This window comes from Chitinophagales bacterium (assembly GCA_019694975.1).
Lineage (GTDB): Bacteria > Bacteroidota > Bacteroidia > Chitinophagales > UBA10324 > JACCZZ01.
Genome location: JAIBAY010000001.1, coordinates 642,564 through 663,111, shown reverse-complemented (window position 1 = coordinate 663,111; position 20,548 = coordinate 642,564). Strand labels below are relative to the sequence as shown.

General features: G+C 46.6%; 13 protein-coding genes and 1 riboswitch. Of the genes, 4 read left to right on the top strand and 9 right to left on the bottom strand.

Annotation, left to right across the window (positions count from 1 at the left end):
- Positions 1-68: 68 nt before the first annotated feature.
- A complete protein-coding gene (locus K1X61_02575) occupies positions 69-407 on the top strand; it encodes a carboxymuconolactone decarboxylase family protein (GenBank protein MBX7107509.1) in 339 nt (112 codons plus the stop codon).
- Positions 408-649: 242 nt separating this feature from the next.
- Positions 650-3,448 carry a DNA polymerase I gene (polA, locus tag K1X61_02570; protein ID MBX7107508.1) on the top strand — a complete coding sequence of 933 codons (2,799 nt, stop codon included), beginning with the start codon at positions 650-652 and terminating at the stop codon, positions 3,446-3,448.
- Positions 3,449-3,516: 68 nt separating this feature from the next.
- On the opposite strand, the gene K1X61_02565 is transcribed toward polA, so the two are convergent.
- From K1X61_02565 to K1X61_02525, 9 genes are all read right to left on the bottom strand, one after another.
- A complete protein-coding gene (locus K1X61_02565) occupies positions 3,517-5,202 on the bottom strand; it encodes a S8 family peptidase (protein ID MBX7107507.1) in 1,686 nt (561 codons plus the stop codon).
- Positions 5,203-5,240: 38 nt separating this feature from the next.
- Positions 5,241-7,163, bottom strand: a complete 1,923-nt coding sequence (locus K1X61_02560) for a PQQ-dependent sugar dehydrogenase (GenBank protein ID MBX7107506.1) — start codon at positions 7,161-7,163, stop codon at positions 5,241-5,243.
- A gap of 136 nt (positions 7,164-7,299) precedes the next feature.
- Positions 7,300-10,041, bottom strand: coding sequence for a methionine synthase (gene metH, locus K1X61_02555; protein ID MBX7107505.1), 2,742 nt, complete (start codon positions 10,039-10,041; stop codon positions 7,300-7,302).
- 262 nt (positions 10,042-10,303) lie between these two features.
- Positions 10,304-11,308, bottom strand: coding sequence for a homocysteine S-methyltransferase family protein (locus K1X61_02550; protein MBX7107504.1), 1,005 nt, complete (start codon positions 11,306-11,308; stop codon positions 10,304-10,306).
- 116 nt (positions 11,309-11,424) lie between these two features.
- Positions 11,425-11,529: riboswitch (SAM riboswitch) on the bottom strand.
- Positions 11,530-11,811: 282 nt separating this feature from the next.
- Positions 11,812-12,378 carry a phosphoribosylglycinamide formyltransferase gene (gene purN, locus K1X61_02545; GenBank protein MBX7107503.1) on the bottom strand — a complete coding sequence of 189 codons (567 nt, stop codon included), beginning with the start codon at positions 12,376-12,378 and terminating at the stop codon, positions 11,812-11,814.
- A 5-nt stretch (positions 12,379-12,383) separates the two neighbouring features.
- Positions 12,384-13,868 carry a hypothetical protein gene (locus K1X61_02540; protein MBX7107502.1) on the bottom strand — a complete coding sequence of 495 codons (1,485 nt, stop codon included), beginning with the start codon at positions 13,866-13,868 and terminating at the stop codon, positions 12,384-12,386.
- 146 nt (positions 13,869-14,014) lie between these two features.
- Positions 14,015-14,911, bottom strand: a complete 897-nt coding sequence (locus tag K1X61_02535; protein MBX7107501.1) for a response regulator — start codon at positions 14,909-14,911, stop codon at positions 14,015-14,017.
- 96 nt (positions 14,912-15,007) lie between these two features.
- The gene (locus tag K1X61_02530) at positions 15,008-17,602 is read right to left on the bottom strand and encodes a lamin tail domain-containing protein (GenBank protein MBX7107500.1); all 2,595 of its coding nucleotides are present in this window, start codon (positions 17,600-17,602) and stop codon (positions 15,008-15,010) included.
- Positions 17,603-17,676: 74 nt separating this feature from the next.
- Complete coding sequence (locus K1X61_02525; GenBank protein MBX7107499.1) at positions 17,677-18,645, bottom strand: aldo/keto reductase; 969 nt, start codon at positions 18,643-18,645, stop codon at positions 17,677-17,679.
- Between the two features lie 305 nt (positions 18,646-18,950).
- On the opposite strand from K1X61_02525, the gene K1X61_02520 reads away from it, so the two are divergent.
- Together K1X61_02520 and K1X61_02515 are read left to right on the top strand one after the other, a co-directional pair.
- The gene (locus K1X61_02520; protein MBX7107498.1) at positions 18,951-19,694 is read left to right on the top strand and encodes a hypothetical protein; all 744 of its coding nucleotides are present in this window, start codon (positions 18,951-18,953) and stop codon (positions 19,692-19,694) included.
- Between the two features lie 79 nt (positions 19,695-19,773).
- Complete coding sequence (locus K1X61_02515) at positions 19,774-20,508, top strand: acetolactate decarboxylase (GenBank protein ID MBX7107497.1); 735 nt, start codon at positions 19,774-19,776, stop codon at positions 20,506-20,508.
- Positions 20,509-20,548: the final 40 nt, after the last annotated feature.

Genomic DNA, 20,548 nt, shown 5'->3' with positions numbered 1-20,548 from the left:
ACTTTGAAGAAAGACGAATAACAAAGGTACTTATTTGAAGTTCTTTAACTCATACAAAAAAATAAAACATGAGCCAGTCAGCAGATGAATTCAACGCTTACCGTTCGAGGATGAATGAGAAGATTCTTGCACAAAACAACAAAGTGATTAACCGGTTATACAATCTTGATACTAATACGTATGCTGAAGGTGCATTGCCTGTGAAGACCAAGGAAATGCTCGGCCTGGTGGCATCGATGGTGCTCCGCTGCGATGACTGCATCAAGTATCATCTTGGAAAATGCAAAGAGGAAGGTGTGACCACTGATGAAATTTATGAGGTGTTTGCGGTTGCTAATATTGTCGGCGGGACGATTGTGATTCCTCATTTCAGAAGAGCCGTGGAGTATTGGGAGGAATTAGGTTAAACGCTTAAGCGATTGAATTGCAATTGCCGGAGGCCAATGTGTTGGCAGCAGCGAAAAGTTGTTTAATCGTAATCCGCCAGTGGTGATCATGTAAATGGATATGACTACAGCAGTGTTTTATACGGCGAGATTCTTTAGCAGTATTGTCACCTCATCAATCATCAATTAATTGCCACATTTGCAAGATTCATTCATCAGTATTTGCAGTTATTTTTGATCCGCCGCAAAAACAGTTTCACGAAATGACCGATAAACGCCTGTTCCTGCTCGATGCTTTCGCACTCATCTACCGCGCCTACTTCGGGTTGAGTAAAACACCATTTTATAATTCCAAGGGAATAAATACGACGGCAGTATTTGGCTTCACCAATACACTCGTTGACCTGATACAGCGCGAGAAGCCCACGCATATAGCAGTCTGCTTTGATACCGCTGCGAAAACCAACCGCGAAGATGACTTTGCCGACTACAAAGCCAACCGGCAGGAGCAACCGGAAGATATCACCATCGCCATTCCTTATATCCGTAAGATTATCGAAGCATTTAAGATTCCTATTGTCGAGCTCGATGGCTTTGAAGCGGATGATGTGATTGGCACACTGGCAAAGAAAGCGGAGAAGGACGGCTACAAAGTATATATGGTTACCCCTGACAAGGATTATGGCCAGCTCGTTTCACCCAATATTTTTATGTATAAACCGGCATATCAGGGAAGGCCGGTAGAAGTGTTAGGTCCTGAACAGATCATGAAAAAATGGGAGATTGACGATGTAACAAAAGTGATTGACATCTTAGGGTTGATGGGTGATTCCGTAGATAATATTCCTGGTTTGCCCGGTGTGGGCGAAAAGACAGCCAAAAAACTGGTGAATGAATTTGGATCCGTGGAAAACCTCATAGCGCATCCGGAAAAACTGAAAGGTAAACTGCAGCAAACTGTAATCGACCTGAAAGAGCAGGCATTGCTTTCGAAAAAGCTGGCCACTATCATAACCGATGTACCGGTGGAAGCAACAGAAGAACAACTGGTGATGGAAGAACCGGATAAGGAAGAGCTCACCAGGCTTTTTAATGACCTCGAGTTCCGGACACTCGGCAAAAGGATAATCGGAGAGGGTTACTCCGTAGTGGCGCCGGAAGCAAGGCAAAGGGATTTGTTCGGTCAGGAAGTTCCTGTTGCCCAAAGTGCAACACTGCCTGATTCACCGGCCACGAAGCCACAGGCTTCAAAAAATGCAGCTTCAACACCGCATACCTATCACCTTGTTGATACGGAAGAGAAAATGAAAAACCTGGTGGAGGAACTGATGAAACAGGAGGAATTCTGTTTTGATACAGAATCAACCCATGTAGATGCGAACCTCGCTGAACTGGTTGGGCTTGCCATTTCCTTTAAAACTTTTGAGGCATTTTATATTCCGTTGCCTGCTGATCGTGACAGGGTGATGAAGATACTTGCCCTGTTCCGGCCAGCGCTGGAAAGTGAAACAATCCGGAAGATCGGACAGAATATCAAGTACGACATGCTGCTGCTGAAGTGGTATGGCGTGCAAGTGCAGGGGCCGATGTTTGATACCATGCTGGCGCATTACCTCATTGAGCCCGATCAGCGGCATAATATGGACATACTTGCCGAAAACTATCTCAGCTATGAACCGATTCATATTGAGGAGCTGATTGGAAAAAAAGGAAAAGGACAGGGCAATATGCGCGATGTGGAAGTGTCGAAGGTGGCGGAGTATGCAGGCGAAGATGCTGATATAACACTGCAGCTTAAAGAAATCTTCATGCCATTGCTGAAAGAAAAAGAAGTGGAACAGTTATGCATGGAAGTGGAAGTGCCATTGGTGCCGGTGCTTGCCGATATGGAATTTGAAGGAGTAAAAATTGATAAGACATTTCTGAATGATTATTCTAAACAGCTGGAGAAAGAGATCATTCAGGTGGAAAAGGAAGTGTATGATCTGGCCGGCGTCCGCTTTAACCTGGCATCGCCCAAACAATTAGGGGAAGTACTGTTCGACAAACTGAAGATTCCTTACCAGGGAAAAAAGACAAAAACCGGGCAGTATTCGACCGATGAAGATAGGCTCGGCAAGCTGGTGAAGGACTACGAGATCGCGAAGAAATTACAGGACTATCGTGAATGGACCAAGCTGAAATCAACTTATGTGGATGCATTGCCATTGCTGATCAACCCAAAGACAGGACGAGTACATACTTCATTCAACCAGGCCATTGCTGCCACCGGAAGGCTGAGTTCGGTGGATCCTAACCTGCAGAATATTCCGATCCGTACTGATCGCGGAAAAGAAATTCGCAAGGCCTTTATCGCACGTGATGAGGAGTATGTCTTGTTGTCGTGCGATTATTCTCAGATTGAATTACGCATCATTGCAGCGCTGAGCGGTGATGAAAATATGCTCGATGCTTTTAAGAAGGGACTTGATATTCATTCCGCTACGGCAGCAAAAGTGTATAATGTTGAGCTGAGTATGGTGACTTCGGAAATGCGCAGGAATGCAAAAGCGGTGAATTTCGGCATTGCATATGGACAATCTGCATTCGGATTGTCACAGACACTTGGCATCTCCCGCACAGAAGCTAAAGAGATCATTGATAATTACCAGAAGGAATTTCCGGGTGTGAGTCAGCTGATGGCGAGTAATATCGCTTTCGCGCATGAACATGGCTATGTAAAAACAGTGCTTGGCCGGAAGCGTTATCTGCGTGATATTAACTCGGCGAATTTCACCGTGCGCGCACAGGCTGAGCGATTGGCGATCAACGCACCTATACAAGGTTCGGCTGCCGACATGATCAAGGTGGCTATGATCAATATTCACCGCGCGTTTAAGCAACGGAAGTTCAAAACCAGGATGACCTTACAGGTACATGATGAATTGGTGTTTGACGCGCATGTTGCCGAAGTTGAAGAAGTGAAAGAAATGGTTGTGGAGCTGATGAAAAACGCTATGCCGCTTGGTGTGCCCATTGAGGTGGGAGCAGGCGTAGGGAGAAATTGGTTAGATGCGCATTGATTTATCATTGGTGAAATCAGTGGCATGTCTGAGATGAGATACCATGCATCACCGACAGCACAATTATTTTACTCTACTATGATTTTCTCTTGCCCGATCACGCCCTGCTCATTGCTCAGGAGGAGCATATAAATTCCTGTAGGAAGGTCGGATACATTCGTCTGCATTTCATAGTTATTGCTGCCCGGCAGTGTTGCTGCTTTCATTACTTGTCCCATTACATTGATGAGCGCGATGGAAATATTTCCACTCAGTCGCACACCGGCAGTAATGGTCACTTCATTGGTTGACGGATTCGGAAAAACGCTGATTCCGTTTACAGCCTGTGCAGGATCTTTCACGCCAACATTACAATTGTAATAAGCAGCGGCATTAAGGAGTGCCTGGTTCACATTCAGTCGTCCGCCACTGACGGTAACGCCATCAAGCCCGCTGACAGGATCAACGCCATCGAGAATAAATCCTTTGATACGCAACATGGTTGCAGCGGCGTCATGCTTTAAATCATTGCTTAAAGAATCGCAGGGAAGCGAGCAGATCAGGGCAATGGCTCCGGCTACGTGTGGCGATGACATGGAGGTTCCTGTTTTGGAAGCATAGCCATTACCGGGAATGGTGGAAACAATCGAAGTACCCGGTGCACCCAGGTCAATGGTGGTGGCGCCAAAGGCAGCGGTGCGGTTATCATTTTTATCCGTATTCGTAACGGAAATAAGATAATCGCTGCTGCAGGCTGTCGGCATATCGCTTTGCACGTCTACATTCACATTGCTGCTGTTATTGGTGGCTGCAGCATTCAATATGCCCTGAGCGCCCATTGAATCGTACATGGCACACCAGACAGGGAAGTTGGCAGGTAAAGCAAAATCAGTTCCCCAGGATGAATTCACGGCAACTATGAAGGCGCCCGAGTCACCATTCGTTTCATTGTATCTTGCCCGCTGCTCGAGAATGTATCCATAGCCTGCCACTGCAATGGATTCCGTGCCTGAATTTCCCTGTACCGGCAGAATCTTAACATTCCAGTTCACACCCGCAACGCCGATGGTATTATTTCCCCTGGCACAGGCTATGCCGGCCACATGCGTTCCATGGCCGCTTCCGATTGAGGTGATGACACCACTGCTTGTCTGTGAATTCCATCCATCATAATCATCTGTATAACCATTGTGATCATCATCCACGAGGTTACCCGGAATTTCTTGGTGATTTTTCCAGAAGTTGAGGTCCTGATGCGCAAGGTCAAATCCGTCATCATCAATCGCTACTACAATGGTGTCGCCTCCGGCGGTAAAGCCACCGGTAGTGATGTCCCAGGCATTGGTTGCCCGCACATCTGCACCCGATGTTCCGCCGGTTTGCCCGATATTCAGCATGTTCCATTGCGCACCAAACTGATCATCATTGGGCACGTTGCGGCTTTCGGTGAAATGATTGTACTGCGCAAGGGTCACTGATGCATGTGCTTTAATGGCAGAGAGCATCTTTGCTTCATCAACAAGCGTGCTGTTAAAATGAAGCAACCAAATATTTAATCGTGCCGAGAGTTGTTGTAAGGCAGCAAACTCCGTTGACTGATTTTCTATCATCCTGCAATCAGCAACCAAACGGTTCACATCACTTCCCTGTTTTAACAGCACGATCACATCGCCGGGAACATGCGCTGACTCCTGTGCAAATAAGCTGACATGGTATCCATGCAATACAATGATGATGATGATCAGCAGCGGCTTTTTTGTGAATGAAGGGAGCATGATGAAAATATTTTGGAGGCTGGCGGGATTGCTAAGGGTTAATGGGCTATCACTAATTTCCGGAAAATTATTGCATTACCTGTTTTTATTCTTAACAGGTACATGGCATCCGCTGATGGCTGAACATTGCATGCGATGGATCCTGATGGAGATGCGGTGTAAATGTTTTCGCTGATAAGTTTACCGGACATGGAGAACATGCTGAGTTCAATCGGCTCTATCACCGGATGATGAAATGAGATGGTGAAAGATCCGTTGCTGGGCATTGGAGAAATGATACAATCAGCATTGTCTTTAGTTTGCTGAATGCCGGTACATGCATCCACAACAATGGTTTCCGATTGCATGGCCGTACAACCATAAGAATTTTCATAGGTATAGGTAATGATGTGTGAACCAATACCTGCATCGGAAGGATTAAAGACATTGCCATTCATCCCGTCGCCGGAAAAGGTTCCGCCGGCCGGGTTACCAAGCAGGGTATCCGATGCTTGTGCCACGCAATAGAGAAGATCAATGCCGTCAATGGCAGGCTGAGTTGGCAGCCCGGCTGTGACGGCGTCAGAGGTGTTCGTGCAATTTGCCGCATTCGTAACTACTACAGTATAAACGCCTGCTTCATCTGCCATCTGTGCCGGTGATGTAGCGCCAATAATATCAAAGCCATTTAATTGCCATTGGTAACTGTTACTCACGCCGGTTACTGCCTGTAACTGCGTTCCGGCACAGATAAATGAATCTATTGCATAACCATTGATGTTGTTCGCAAGAATTTGTGCTACCGGTAAACAGGAGGTATCAATCACGGAATAAATTTTACCGTTGGTAACATTGGCAACATACAACTCACCATATCGGTCTTGTCCGAATGATGAGAAGGCAGATTCATCCTGCGTGATAACTTCATCACCGACCAGCGAGGTGGTGAATGTGCCGTTTGCATTTTGTACGGTAGCCCTGAATTTCCCGCTGCAATAATCAACAGCAAGGTAGCTGCCAAACAGATTGGCATATTGTCCGCCGCGGTAAACATAACCGCCGGTGATAGAACAATCACAATTAGATCCGATGCAATGCTGATATTCATATACCGGCCAGGTAAGCACATCACCGACGGAGCAATTTCCGGGTTCATAGTTATGGGTGCCTTCATAGCAGTCCCATCCATAGTTCTGACCACCACCGGCATCCACCGGCATATAGTCTATTTCTTCCCATGTGTTTTGGCCGACATCGCCAATCCACAAATCGCCGGTCAGTTTATCGAAACTGAAACGCCATGGATTGCGCAGGCCATAAGCCCATATCTCAGGATAATAGTTGGCAGTGTCTGCAATAAAAGGATTGTCGGCGGGTATGGCATAGGGTGAACCGCCATCCACATCAAACCGCAAAAGTTTACCTAAATACTTTTTCGTGTTTTGTGAATTTTCATCCGGATCGCCGCCGCTTCCGCCATCGCCTGTGCCTGCATACAGGTAGCCATCCGGTCCAAACTGAAGGCCGCCGCCATTGTGATTGGCAAAGTTAGGATGTGGAACTTCCTTTAATATCAGTTCGCTGTTTGGATCTGCCACATTTGCATTCAGCGAATCGGTGGTGTAACGCGCAATACGCAGATAGCCGTCAGTGGTCCTTGTATAGTAGACATAGAAGTAGCCGTTGTTTGCATAATCAGGATGGAATGCCAATCCCAGCAAGCCGCGTTCACTGCCAAAAAGGACCTTGGTATGAATATCCAGGAATGGGGTTGTATTCTTAACGCCGGCGGAGTCGCACCAGTAGATATAACCGTTTTGCTGTACGATGAACAAACGGTTGTCGCCACAATTTTTTATGTCAACCGGGCTGCTGTAACCGGATGAAAACACCTGCAGGGAGATTACCGGTGACTGCGCGGAAAGTTGCAGGGAAAACAGGGTGAAAAAAGTCAGGAAAGCGTAGCTATGAATTTGCTTCATGGTGGCATTTAAGGGCAGTAAATTTAGACTAAAATATTTTGAAAGGCAGGGGAACAATGCCATGTAATAAGTAAAGCTGTTCACCGGATAACATGGTCAGATAGCGATGTAGCAGGGAACGGGCAGATAAAAAAAATTAAAGCCGGTAAGAGAGGTTAGGCGATAACCACTTTTCTGTTTCTTCCAACGTCATTGCCTTGCGTTTGGCATAATCCTCCGCCTGCTCCCGTGTAATTTTTCCGACACCAAAATATTTTGAATCCGGATGCGAGAAATAAAATCCGCAAACGGAGGAAGCGGGATACATGGCGTAATTTTCTGTGAGGCGGATGCCCGTATTTTTTTCCACCTGCAGCAGTTCAAATATCTTTTTCTTTTCTGTATGATCAGGGCAGGCCGGGTAGCCCGGAGCAGGGCGTATCCCGGAATAGGCTTCTTCAATTAACTGTTGCGGTGATAAGTTTTCCGCCGGTGCATATGCCCAGTATTCCTTCCGCACCATTTGATGCAAGGTTTCCGCGAATGCTTCCGCCAGCCGGTCGGCAAGGGCTTTGATCATGATGGCATTATAGTCATCATGTGACTGTTCGAACCGTTCAATTAAAGACTCAATGCCAATGCCTGCAGTAACAGCGAAAAAGCCAAGGTGGTCGTGTACGCAAGGAGCTAAGGTTTTTGCGTGTTTTTTCGGCAGTATAAAATCTGCGAGTGAATAATAACGTTGTGAAATTGCCTTCTCATTTTGCTGCCGCAGGAAATGAAAGGTCATGTGCATGTCATTGACAGCCGCGGAGCCGGTTGAAGGCTGATGATGCTGCGGCATGCTGATCTCAATATCATCATCATGAATGGCTGCAGCCGGGAAAAATCCAATGACGGCATTCGCCGTGAGCAGCTGCCTGCTTACCACTTCATCAAGCAAAGTGTTGGCATCCTCCAACAGCTTCCTCGCTTCTGCTCCCACTTTTTCATCGCTGAGTATAGCAGGGTATTTGCCGTACAATTCCCATGTCTGAAAGAATGGCGTCCAGTCAATATTTTTTCTTATTTCCTCCAACGGATACGCTGTTAAGGTTTTTATGCCGGTAAAGGAAGGCTGTGGCGGCACGTAATTTTCCCAGTTGATTTTTATTTTGTTGCTGCGGGCAAAGGCGAGCGGAACATATTTTTTGTCTTGCCTGCGGCCTGCATATTGCTCCCGCAGTTCGCGGTATTCCTCTTTTATCTTTTGCGAAAATGACTGCTTCGTTTCCTTGCCCATGAGGCTGCCGGCTACCGTAACACTTCTTGAAGCGTCTACCACATGAATCGTATCAGCAGCATATGCCGGTGCGATCTTTACGGCGGCATGTATGCGCGATGTGGTGGCACCGCCGATGAGCAACGGTATTGAGTAGCCAAGCCGTTGCAGTTCACCTGCTACATGAACCATCTCATCCAGCGACGGAGTAATCAGTCCGCTTAATCCGATAATGTCTACATTTTCTTTTTTGGCCGTATCAAGAATTTTTTCCGCCGGCACCATCACGCCAAGATCAATGATCTCATAGTTGTTACAGGCGAGCACAACACCAACAATATTTTTTCCGATATCATGAACATCTCCTTTCACCGTGGCGAGTAAAATCTTTCCCGCATTTTTTGAGCTGCCTGCCGTTTTCGCGGCTTCAATATAAGGTGTGAGGAGCGCTACAGATTTTTTCATGACGCGGGCACTCTTCACCACCTGTGGCAGAAACATTTTACCGGAGCCGAAAAGGTCGCCTACGATGTTCATGCCTTCCATCAGCGGACCTTCAATCACTTCGATGGGTGCCTTGTACAGCAAACGTGCTTCTTCGGTGTCCTGATCAATAAATTCAGTGATGCCCTTAACAAGCGCATGCTTCAGCCGCTCCTGCACAGGAAGTTTGCGCCATGCATCTTCCTCCGCCGCTTTTTTGCCTTTTGACCTTACCGTATCGGCAAAAGCCACGAGCCGTTCGGTGGCATCAGCGCGCCGGTTGAGGATCACATCTTCCACCAGCGTGAGCAGGTCCTTTGGAATTTCATCATAGACACTGATCATGCCTGCATTCACGATGCCCATGTCCATTCCCGCTTTGATGGCATGATAGAGGAAAGCGGTGTGCATGGCTTCACGCACGGTATTGTTGCCGCGGAATGAAAAAGAAAGGTTGCTTACGCCACCACTCACGCTGGCATGCGGGAGGTTTTCTTTAATCCATTTCGTGGCGCGCAGGTAGTGCACTGCATAACTGTTATGCTCTTCCATGCCGGTGGCAATGGCCAGAATGTTTGGATCAATAATGATATCCTGCGGAGGAAAATGTATGTTTTTAGTAAGCAGGTCATATGACCTTTTAGCGATCTCGATTTTTCTTTCAAAAGTATCAGCCTGCCCCTTTTCATCGAAACACATTACCACCACTGCGGCACCATAACGTTTTATTTTTGTGGCCTGCCGGAGAAAACCTGTTTCACCTTCTTTTAAAGAAATTGAATTCACGATGCCTTTTCCCTGCAGGCATTTCAGCCCCGCTTCTATAATTTCCCATTTTGATGAGTCAATCATCACGGGAACTTTTGAGATATCCGGTTCCGCAGCAAGCAGGTTCAGGAATTTCACCATGGCGGCTTTGCCATCAAGCATGCCTTCATCCATATTCACATCAATAATCTGTGCGCCGTTTTCAACCTGTTGCCGCGCAACAGCGACGGCGGCTTCATAATTTCCGGCCAGGATCAGCCGGGAAAATTCTTTCGAGCCGGTGATGTTGGTGCGTTCACCGATATTGACGAAATTAGTTTCAGGTGTAAGCGTGAGTGGCTCAAGCCCGCTAAGTCTCAGGTATGGTTTTATGGTATGAGTGGTCATGGATTGTATGAACGGCTTTTTACTGCATGGTTAAATACGATAATATCGCTGCTGTATGAAAGCAACGATCTTTCATATTCCGCAATGACAACTTGTATTTACATGCATTTGAAAGCAGATGCAAAAAAATTGTTCCAACATCATCAATACTTTTGCCGTTGAAAGAGTCTTTGTTCATGAGGAAATAGTTCAGGATTTTTAGCCGGCACGAGGTACAATATTTCTGTGATGAGAAAATTTCCAATAGCCGGGATTCAATTATTTATGCATGCTCAAGCTGAGGCACTTTTCTCGGCGCCAAATCCTGTAAAGCCGCAGCAATTGCTTTGACATGTTCAGGGGTAGTACCACAGCAGCCACCTGCGATGTTCAGAAAACCGCTTACGGCAAACTGACGCATCACGCCTGCCATGTGCAGGGGTGATTCATCGTAGGCGCCAAACTGATTGGGGAGTCCAGCGTTCGGATAGCAGCTGATAAAACAGGTGGCAACATTCGACAACTCTTCGATGTAAGGCCGCATCAATTCAGCACCGAGTGCACAGTTGAGGCCCACCGACAATGGTTCGGCATGTGCGACTGAGTTCCAGAATGCCTCTGGTGTCTGACCGGACAGTGTTCTGCCGCTTTGATCGGTAATGGTACCTGAAATCATGACCGGTAACTGCCGGTTGACTGAATCGAAATTTTCATAGATGGCAAACAATGCTGCCTTGGCATTCAGGGTATCGAAAATAGTTTCCACCAACAGCAGGTCGACACCGCCATCCATCAGCCCGCGTACCTGTTCGGTGTAGGCATCCACCAGCTGATCAAAAGTAACTGCACGAAAGCCGGGATCATTCACATCCGGTGAAAGCGAAGCAGTTTTATTGGTGGGTCCGAGTGCACCGGCAACAAAACGCGGTTTGCCGGGCGTGAGCTGTGAAAATTTTTCGGCAGCAGCTTTGGCAATTTTCGCCGACTCAAAGTTTATTTCATATGCCAATGTCTCCATCTTATAATCGGCGAGTGAGATTTTTTGAGCATTGAATGTATTGGTCTCAATGATATCGGCACCTGCTTCGAGGTAGGCTTCATGAATTTCGCGTATAACCGATGGTTGTGTAATGCTTAACAGGTCGTTGTTGCCTTTCAGATCAGCCTCGTAATCTTTAAACCGGTTGCCACGGTAATCAGCTTCCTGCAGCTGATAGCGTTGAATCATAGTGCCCATTGCGCCATCCAGGATCATGATTCTTTCATTGAGAATAGCTTTTATTTCCATGGTAAGTAATTTCTTTGTTGAATAAGTCTGAAAAATGATTTATGCGGTACAGTTTATTGCACCGCCTTTCTTCATTGCATAATACTTACCAGGAAAAATCGTCGGTTAAACCGCTGATCTTATCTTCATCCCTGCTGCAGCCGGGATTAGGAATTAGCACCCACCGGGATGGGTTGCCAAGACATCGCAGGGCCTATTCCCTCCGTCTTTCTTGATAAGCGGGGCAAATATACATGATGAAGTGTTAAATACAACCAGTCGCTGTTTGAGCATGCAATGTGATTAACGGTTTTCCGGATCAGCCAATGCGACATGCATATGATGTAAACCTGAAAGCAACATTAGATTTCAGCATGTATTGAGAACGGCTTCCTTGACAGATTCAGCATTTTCGTTCCTTTAGACGGATAGTGAAATCCGTTTCGAAAACTGATTTCATGACCAAATAACTTGCGGATGATTGATTTCCTGCAGCAGCAATACTGACGGATGGCAACGACCGGTTAATGAAGCAGCAAATCTTCTATCACTTTCGGATACCATTCATGTTCCAATGCATGTACTTTGGCTGCAATGGTTTCCGCCGTGTCAGTTGCATCAACTGCTGTGCGTTGTTGCAGTATAATTTCTCCCTCATCATACTTATCATTGAGGTAATGTATCGTGATGCCGGTTTCTTTTTCATTCGCCTGTAAAACAGCTTCATGTACTTTGCTGCCATACATTCCTGGTCCGCCGTGTGAAGGAAGCAGGGCAGGGTGAATGTTGATTATGCGCCTTGGGAATGCCTGCAATAAGTTTTCCGGGATCAGCCAGAGAAATCCTGCCAGCACCACAAGATCCGTTGCAGAACTTTTTAATAAATCCAGCACATGACTCGTTTCATAAAGATCTTGTCTTGTTATGAGGTAGTAGGGAACCTGGAATTCCTGTGCAACACTGATCACTTTTGCCTTAGGCTTGTTGCAGATGATGGCTTCCACTTTAACCTGCGGATTATGGCGGAAGTGCTGGAGTATGGCCCTTGCATTGGTGCCTGTGCCTGAAGCAAAGATGGTGATGCGTTTCATAGCTGTTACAGGCCGAATTCGTTGATCAGTACCTGTTCAAAAAATGTATGCATGTTGCCCAGCCCGTCCAGCTTTTGCAATTCCAGCGTGGAGATAACAAAATTGGTATGGCCGGCGCCATCATATTTTTTGGCCATGACGGTGGAGATGCCCGTCCAGTCAGAGAGCGCAAGCGTATTGTTGTCTTTTGCTATCAGGTTTGCATCATACAATGCTGTGGCTCCCACTGCAAGATGGAAAGGCCGCACCACGCCAAGGAAGGAAGCGCTTCTCAGGTCGCTGTAACCTGCTGCCAGGTGAATGATGGAAGAAGTGTCGGTCAGCAGTAAGGTGGTATCAGCCGGTACGACGAATGACTGCACCGGAGTAAAATCAAGGAAGTCTGATTGTTCATCAAACAAGGAAGAAACATAAACTGACATCAGTAGCTTACCATTATTATTGAAGAAATCGTTGAGCGTGCGCTGACCGAGTGACAGTGAGTTAACAGCATCATTGCTGAACCAGATGATGGTGTTAAAGAGGGCGAACAATTTCGATTGAGAAATATTATCGGCTGACAGCTGTGTATAGGCGCCGTTGGCTTGCTGGAAAATCTGCATCGTATCTGCCGTCGGGAATCCGGCGGAGGCGAGTTGCTGTGTGAAGAAACTTTCAACGGCCGCTGTTCCCGATGTGTAGCCATCAACGAGCAAGATGGAACTCACCGGTTTTTTTACATACACTTTGTAGGAAGCAACAAATGGAGATACCGCCAGCGCATTATCAACGGCACGTATGTAGAACACATTAGTGTCGTTGAGCGCCATGCCATTCATCAACTCTTGCTGCGGGTCGCCATTGTTGTTGAGGTAAACCCTGCAAAGCGGGAAGTCTGATGACAGGTCATTCGCTTCAAACACAGCACCTGTAGCAGAAATTTCGATAGTGTAAGGAAGCGACGTTGTATCATTCCAGCAACATTCATAATGATGCAGGTTTTCGAATCCATCGGGATCAGTTCCTTCCCAATAGAAACGGATCACCGGAAAGGTGACTGTCGGGTTATTGGCAGCCGGAACAAATTTGACGGCAGGAGGAGAGTTCTTTACCGGGTACACTAATGTAGCCGGAGTCGGATCTTTTATGCCGAGGTTGTCAATGGCACGGACACGGAAATTAAAATCGAGGGTATCTTCGCCCGGAGGCGTAGCCAGCAGGAAAATACTATCCTGCCGGGTAGTAAAATGCCAGCTGTGATCTTCATCAATAATACTGTCGAAGGTATATTCATATCCGGCAATGTAGCCATCAGGATCATCTGCCCACCAGTGTATTTCCACCTGCGAGTTGAAACGATCGTCGCCATTGCGGATAATGGTATCTACAATCGTAAAGGTCTCGGGAGGTGTATCAGGCAACAGGTTGCCTTCCAGTGAACTTTTACAGGCTGCGAACAGCAACACGCTGAAAACTATTACAGTGCCAAAAGAAAGGTGATGAGTGCGCATGACGAATGCTCAAAAATATCCTTTTGACCTGAATGCAGAAAGGATTGTAAGAATTGAGATTAAGTTACTTTGACCAGCGTAGACAATGCGCGGAAGGCAGATGAATGCTGGACGGCGATGATACGGGAGGTAAGCAAGAAAAATCTTTACAGTTTTGCAGGGCCTCCCAAGGGAATCTTCACCATCACCTTGTTTCCTCTTTCCTTGAACTGAACCGGAAACAATGAATTGAGAATGGCAATGCCACGACCGTGATTATCAAAGATGCGGTCATCCTCAAACTGCAGGTATTTGCTGAAGTTAAATCCCTTGCCCATATCTTCTATCATAATGGAAAAGTATTCGTCTGATCTTTTCAGTGTGACGGATACGAACTTATTCCGGTTTTCCGGCAGTGACAGCCGGCGTTCTACTTCTGCAGCCAACTGATTTTTGCTGATCAGTTTTGTTTTTTCGTCATAAGTGAGTCCGGCATTTCCATGTTCCACGGCATTGGCCAGCAATTCTGAGATATAAACGGCTTCCTCCGGTTGCGGGCATTCATTGGCGATCAGTACAGCGAGGTTATCGCCTTCCGCCACCGTTTGAAAATGAAACGTGCCTTCGTACAGGTTGTGCAGCGCCCGTTCGCTTTCCGACAGTTTTTTGAGCAGTGCTTTCTTCCTTTCAAAATCGAGGATAGCAGCATTGATCGTGGAGATCAGCAGGTTCTTCTTTACGGGTTTAACGAGGTAGAAGAAGGCGCCTGCATCAATGCCCTGCCTGATGTCATCAGCACTTCCGAGTACGGTTTGCATGATCACCTGTATGTCTTCATAGTTCTTGTTTTGTTTCATGCTCCGCAATAACTCAATACCTGATATATCAGGCATGCTCCAATCCAGCAGCATCACCTGTATATCGTGCGGATGCTTGTTCAGGTATTGCATCGCTTCGGTGGCATGGTGCGCAGCATGTACCTTGTACCCTTCCTTTTCAAGTGAGAGTTTGATGACGTTGGAGAAGGTGACATCATCGTCAACCAGGAGCAGTGTGTGAGACAATTTAAAGCGGAATAAGTTGTTTGTACAGGTTTACGTAATTAGATAGAAAAAAGTTTAAATATTTTTCGCGGTGCGATGTGCCGGAGGCTTCGGGCCTTAACTTTTTTTGGCAGCCAGTACACAGGCTTTCTTATAATGTTTCACTGTGCCATCCAACTTAAAGATTTCGAGGTAAATGATGTATATGCCGATGGAGGCTCTTTCATTCTTATCGGTTAAGCCGTCCCAGGTAAAGGATCCTGACTGCGGCAACAAGGCATTGTGCACCAGGTCGTTCACCTGCCTTCCTTTATCATCAAAGATGCGAACGTTGGCCGTGTAGCCCGGCTGATCAAATTGATAGGCGATTGACAATACATCATTGAACCCATCCTGATCAGGAGAAAATGCCTGCGGTGAAACCGTAATCTCATCACCAATTCCGGGCTGCATGTACTGCGAGTTTTTATAGGTCGGCGTACCAAAACCAACCGTTGATGCTGCTGAGTGCCAGTTGAGAGAATCCTGCGTTGGTGAACTGAAATAGATACGTTCGAGCGACACCCCTTCCACATTATCAATCAATGGAAACTGCCAGGAATCAAAATAATGCAGCTGATCGATCCGTGTGCCATCTGTGTTTACCAATACGATCACGCCTTCATCATCATTGAAAGATGGCAGATCCATTTCGATGAACCAATCCGGATTTTCAGCAAAGTAAAATTGCCGGACAGCCGCGGGGTTTTCTGTGAGCACCATATATCGTCCCGGAAAAAGCAGGTTGCTTTCCGTGGTAATGCTTTTCACGCTGACCAAAGAATCGAAATCATCAGTTGTGGCCACCTTCAGCTCTTTGAGGTCGGTTATCTTTTGTGAGTTATTGTAGATTTCCAGGTAATCATAGCCTCCGCTAGCCGGGTTGAAGAGCACTTCATTGATCAGTATATCACCGGTTGTAATTTTTCCCGGAATGGCAAACTGCGCCGTGTTATTGCTGTCTATCACATTGCCGGAACAATCAGCAAGTCCGGTTACTGTGATCGTGTAAACTACATTTGAATCTGCCGCAGGATTCAATAACAATTCCACTGTTGTAAAGTCGGGGGCAATGACATCGGCAGCAAGCACTGCCGTAACCGGATCCACCTGGTAGTTGATTATTTGTGAGGCCACTGCGCTGTCAAGTGTTTCATTAAAATTCAATCTTATGCTGGAAGCATTCAGCAATGCGGCGCTGATAAGGTGCGGGCCTGTCGTATCCGGATTAGCGCCAAAAACAGCATTCTGTTTTCCAGGTGTCCCGCCACTCACATCCGTGGATGCGATCCAGTTATTGCTTCCCTGGCAGGGGCTGTTGGGGTCAATCAGTTCCAGCGACCAGCCGCCTTCGGCTTTCACAACATCTGCATACCATGCACTGCTGTACGCGACAGAATTTATCACGCTGCCTGAAGCATTCTTCAGCGTCAGTTGGTCGCCATCATTATTTAAACTGGGAAAGGAGGTAAGAGCGACTACATTTCCGAAAGAAGAGAAAAGGCCTGCATTGGCATCGTCGCATAGTATCACATAAGCACCGGGTTGTAACACATAAGCGGAGATGTTTTGTGTGGAACTGGCATCGCTGAAGGTCCAGCCGCTGAGGTCAACAGGCAGCGACGACTGATTATACAACTCCGTATATTCTGCGGAAGGCAACCCGACTACAGGATCGGGATCCGCCATTATTTCATTGATGATAACATCATTTGCCTGCGACGTGTAGTAGGCAAAATCGGCGGTGGCCGAAAGCAACTCGTTTCCCGCAAGGTCTTTAATATGCATGGCAGTGGCGGTGCAGGTAATACCATTTGGAAACGCATTAATGAATGAGAGGTGCACCAGTTCCGGATTGCTGAAGTCAAGCTGCGATGAGGAAGGAACTCCGATACTGTTGTTTACGGAATAGTTGGAAGCTGTTTCCGCTGACGATTGCTCCAAAGGTTCATTAAACAACATATCAAGCTGATTGGATGACAGGGCAGTGGCCTGCAAAAGCAGCGGAGGATCAACATCCACCACAGGCTGCCCGGCATAGATATTGTCGAAATAAAATGCGTCGGACCGTGTACTGGTATAGGTGCAAAGAAATCCGAAATAAGACGTTGATGTGATAGTATTGTCTGTAGCGGTGCCTTCCAGCGAAAAGCTGGTGCCACCGGTAAGATCGGAATACACCTCCCAATGACCGGCATTATCACGAACCACCTTTATGCCAACGGTGTTCACCGAAGCGGCCATATGACCGTCGATGCCAGGCATGATCAAAGTTGTAGTGGTTCCCTGCTGCAGGTAAAGGTCGATGGCATCATTGCTTCCGTCTTCACCCATTCTCAAAAAATATCCGTTCAGCGGTTGCTTCAGGTCGGGCGCATCCGCCACAAGGTAAACTTTCAGGTAATTGCTGTTGGAAGGAGAAAAATCAAGCTTAACATAAAACAGCCATTCTGTGTTATTGATGCTTGTATTCTGTACGGAAAGATAAGCAATATCGGTTACGGCAGGAGCATTCAGATGCAGTTGATGTTCGGTGTTTATCTCGAATTTCGCTGCATCACCGGTCCATGCCGGATTGGCCGTGAAATCGCCATCGGTAAAATCATCCTGTACCTGGGCAAAAGAGTGGTCGAAAAATAATAGTGTGAAAAGGAGGAACGATAACGCCTTCATATGGATGTCTGATGCCTTGTGATTTGCTTACCAAAGTAAGCATGTTTTGCTATTAATATAGAAATGGCGGCGTACTATGCTTTATTATTCAGCAAGCCTTCGATAAGTTGCATGACATCCTCTGTCAGCAGGGGCACCACTTCGGGTGCGGCAAGGTTTTCTTTAAGCTGCTGAACTTTGGAGGCGCCTAATATCACGGTGCTGACATGCGGATTTTTAAGACACCAGGCAATGGCCAGTTTTGCAAGGGAAACCTGTAAATCATCAGCGACAGTTTTCAGCTTTTGCACTTTTTCCAAGGCTGCAACATCATTCAGTTTTTGTTCCTTCAGCCATTCCATGCCTGCCATGCTGAGCCTGGTTTCTCCTGTTTTGCCCGACAGGTATTTTCCGCTTAAGAGCCCGGAAGCAAGCGGCGACCAGATGGTGGTGCCCATGCCATACCTTGCAAAAAGTATGGCGTACTCCGATTCAAACCTCTGCCGGTGGAGCATGTTATATTGAGGTTGTTCCATGGCAGGGCCAATCAGGTGATGTTTTTCTGCAATGGTATGCGCTTCCGTGATCTCACCGGCACTCCACTCCGATGTTCCCCAGTATAGAATTTTCCCCTGCTGAATAAGCTGATGCATCGTCCATACCGTTTCTTCTATAGGTGTTTCAGGATCAGGCCGGTGACAGAAGAAGAGATCAAGGTAATCAACGTTCAGCCGTTTCATGGCTTGTTCACAGGCTTCTGTTACATGCTTGCGGTGAAGCCCTTTTTGCGTGGGTAGCCTGCCTACACCAAAGAAGACTTTACTGGAGACGCAATAAGAGTCGCGCTGCCATTTCATCTTCTTCAGTATTTTTCCCATCACCTTTTCTGATTTACCGCGTGCATAGATTTCCGCATTATCAAAAAAATTCACACCATGGTCATAGGCTGTCTTCATCAGGTCTTCCGCAACAGCGTCTTCAATTTGTTTTCCGAAGGTCAGCCATGAACCGAGTGATAAAGCACTGACCGGCAAACCTGACTTACCCAATCTTCTGTATTCCATAAGATGCATTTTATGGTGAGTAACGATTACTATTTTTTAATTTATTCCGATACCTTCTAAGGAGCACGCTGCCTTTGTCATGCGTTTCATCTATTCATTGAAAAGGCTGACGTGGCAAAAGGTAAAAGTATTTATTTCAATAAAATGCCAACCGGATTTCTCTGAATTGACAGGTGATGAAAGGACGATTGCAGCAGCGCAAGTTTCCGTTATTGACGCTGCAACTGACATCCTCTTGCGGTGTTGGAGATTTTTCACGCTGTATTATTATGGTTCACACCATCATTTTTCTATTTTTGTTCGGTATGCTGCACTCATTTCACCGGCTGTTTTTCATCATTACGGTTGCCCTGCCGCTCCAGTTAATCCAATCCTGCGAAAGCAGGGAAGTGGTAAGCGTTACCCGTGCCGGAGAGCTGGAAAAGCTCATTCGCGACGGTGATCTGTCCACGCATGCCCGCCTCAGTGAGCTGAATCGTCAGCCTCATTTATACGCCATTGGCAATGCCACCAATAATGAAGGGTTTATTACCGTTATAGACGGGAAGTGTTATGCCAGCTCCGTTGATACGATGAGAACGATGACCATCGATTCGAGTTGCAATACCGAAGCAACCCTGCTGCTATATTCAACCGTCTCGAAATGGAAATCATTTGACATTCCCGCTGAAGTAACTACACTGAAGCAACTCGAACAATTTATTTCCAATATCACTACCAAGTACAATGTCTCGAGGACATCCGTATTTTGTTTCCGTCTTGTGGGAACTGCTGCAAATATCAACTGGCATGTATTGAAGTGGAGGCCCAACATCAGGGAAATTACCTATAAAAAGATGCATACGCTCGGCATTACCGGTAATTTATCTGATGAGCAGGTGGATGTAGTTGGTTTTTTCTCCAAGGATGCAAAGGAAATATTCGTTCACCAGGAAACGGTACTGAACATGCATTTTGTGAATCACGATCATTCGCTGGCGGCGCGTATTGAAGATATCAGGCTGGATGGCAGAATGAAATTATTGCTTCCCGAAGCCGCTCCCGAGTGATGGCATGTTAAAAAAAGATTTACAAGCTGTTCACAGCTTAATGCCGATTTAGTCAGCATCTTTGCGCGAAAAAAAATCCATGAAACATTACCTGGGAATGTTGACCCTGCTGTTGCTGGCAGCGGTATCGCTGAATTCGTGCAATTCCTTCAAAAGTTATAATGCCACTACCATCGGTGAGATGGAAGATCTCATCAAGAAAGGCGATATGACTACGCACATTGCATTGAAGGATATCTCCGCTGCGCCACACAGTTATGCCATCGGTTCGGTCACCAACCTCAAAGGCTTTATAGTGGTGGATGATGGAAAACCATATACTTCATTTGTGCAGGGCGATTCAGTGGCGATTGATTCAAGCTGGAATACGGAAGCGACCTTGCTGGTGTACGCATCGGTAGAAAAATGGACTGAGGTTCCGGTTCCGGCCGATATTCAAAACTGGAAACAACTGGAAGAATTTGTCATGAATTCCGCGAAAGGACAAAAGATCAACCTGGATGTCGCTTTCCCGTTTTTGCTGAAAGGCGAGCTGCAACGCGTAGACTGGCGTGTGACAGACTGGGACATCAACGATAAGGAAGTAACCAATAAAAAAGTCAAGAGTTCAGGGCTTACAGGCACAGCCAACAATGTGGAGACAACGCTGGTTGGTTTCTATTGTACCAAACAGTACCGCGTGCTTGCCGAGCACAGCACCAAGATGCACATTCATTTCGTGAGCGACGACAGAAAGGTCTCTGGTCATGCCGATGACCTCGCGCTGAATGGAATGATGAAATTGTACCTGCCGGTGGAAACAGCTAAAGATTAGCTGCTGAGAGTCGGTATTTGCTGAAATGATTCAGCAGGAT

Coding starts and splice junctions, on each gene's coding strand:
- K1X61_02575 (MBX7107509.1), top strand. CDS start 69: ATGAGCCAGTCAGCAGATGAATTCAACGCTTACCGTTCGAGGATGAAT.
- polA (MBX7107508.1), top strand. CDS start 650: ATGACCGATAAACGCCTGTTCCTGCTCGATGCTTTCGCACTCATCTAC.
- K1X61_02565 (MBX7107507.1), bottom strand. CDS start 5,202: ATGCTCCCTTCATTCACAAAAAAGCCGCTGCTGATCATCATCATCATT.
- K1X61_02560 (MBX7107506.1), bottom strand. CDS start 7,163: ATGAAGCAAATTCATAGCTACGCTTTCCTGACTTTTTTCACCCTGTTT.
- metH (MBX7107505.1), bottom strand. CDS start 10,041: ATGACCACTCATACCATAAAACCATACCTGAGACTTAGCGGGCTTGAG.
- K1X61_02550 (MBX7107504.1), bottom strand. CDS start 11,308: ATGGAAATAAAAGCTATTCTCAATGAAAGAATCATGATCCTGGATGGC.
- purN (MBX7107503.1), bottom strand. CDS start 12,378: ATGAAACGCATCACCATCTTTGCTTCAGGCACAGGCACCAATGCAAGG.
- K1X61_02540 (MBX7107502.1), bottom strand. CDS start 13,868: ATGCGCACTCATCACCTTTCTTTTGGCACTGTAATAGTTTTCAGCGTG.
- K1X61_02530 (MBX7107500.1), bottom strand. CDS start 17,602: ATGAAGGCGTTATCGTTCCTCCTTTTCACACTATTATTTTTCGACCAC.
- K1X61_02525 (MBX7107499.1), bottom strand. CDS start 18,645: ATGGAATACAGAAGATTGGGTAAGTCAGGTTTGCCGGTCAGTGCTTTA.
- K1X61_02520 (MBX7107498.1), top strand. CDS start 18,951: ATGCTGCACTCATTTCACCGGCTGTTTTTCATCATTACGGTTGCCCTG.
- K1X61_02515 (MBX7107497.1), top strand. CDS start 19,774: ATGAAACATTACCTGGGAATGTTGACCCTGCTGTTGCTGGCAGCGGTA.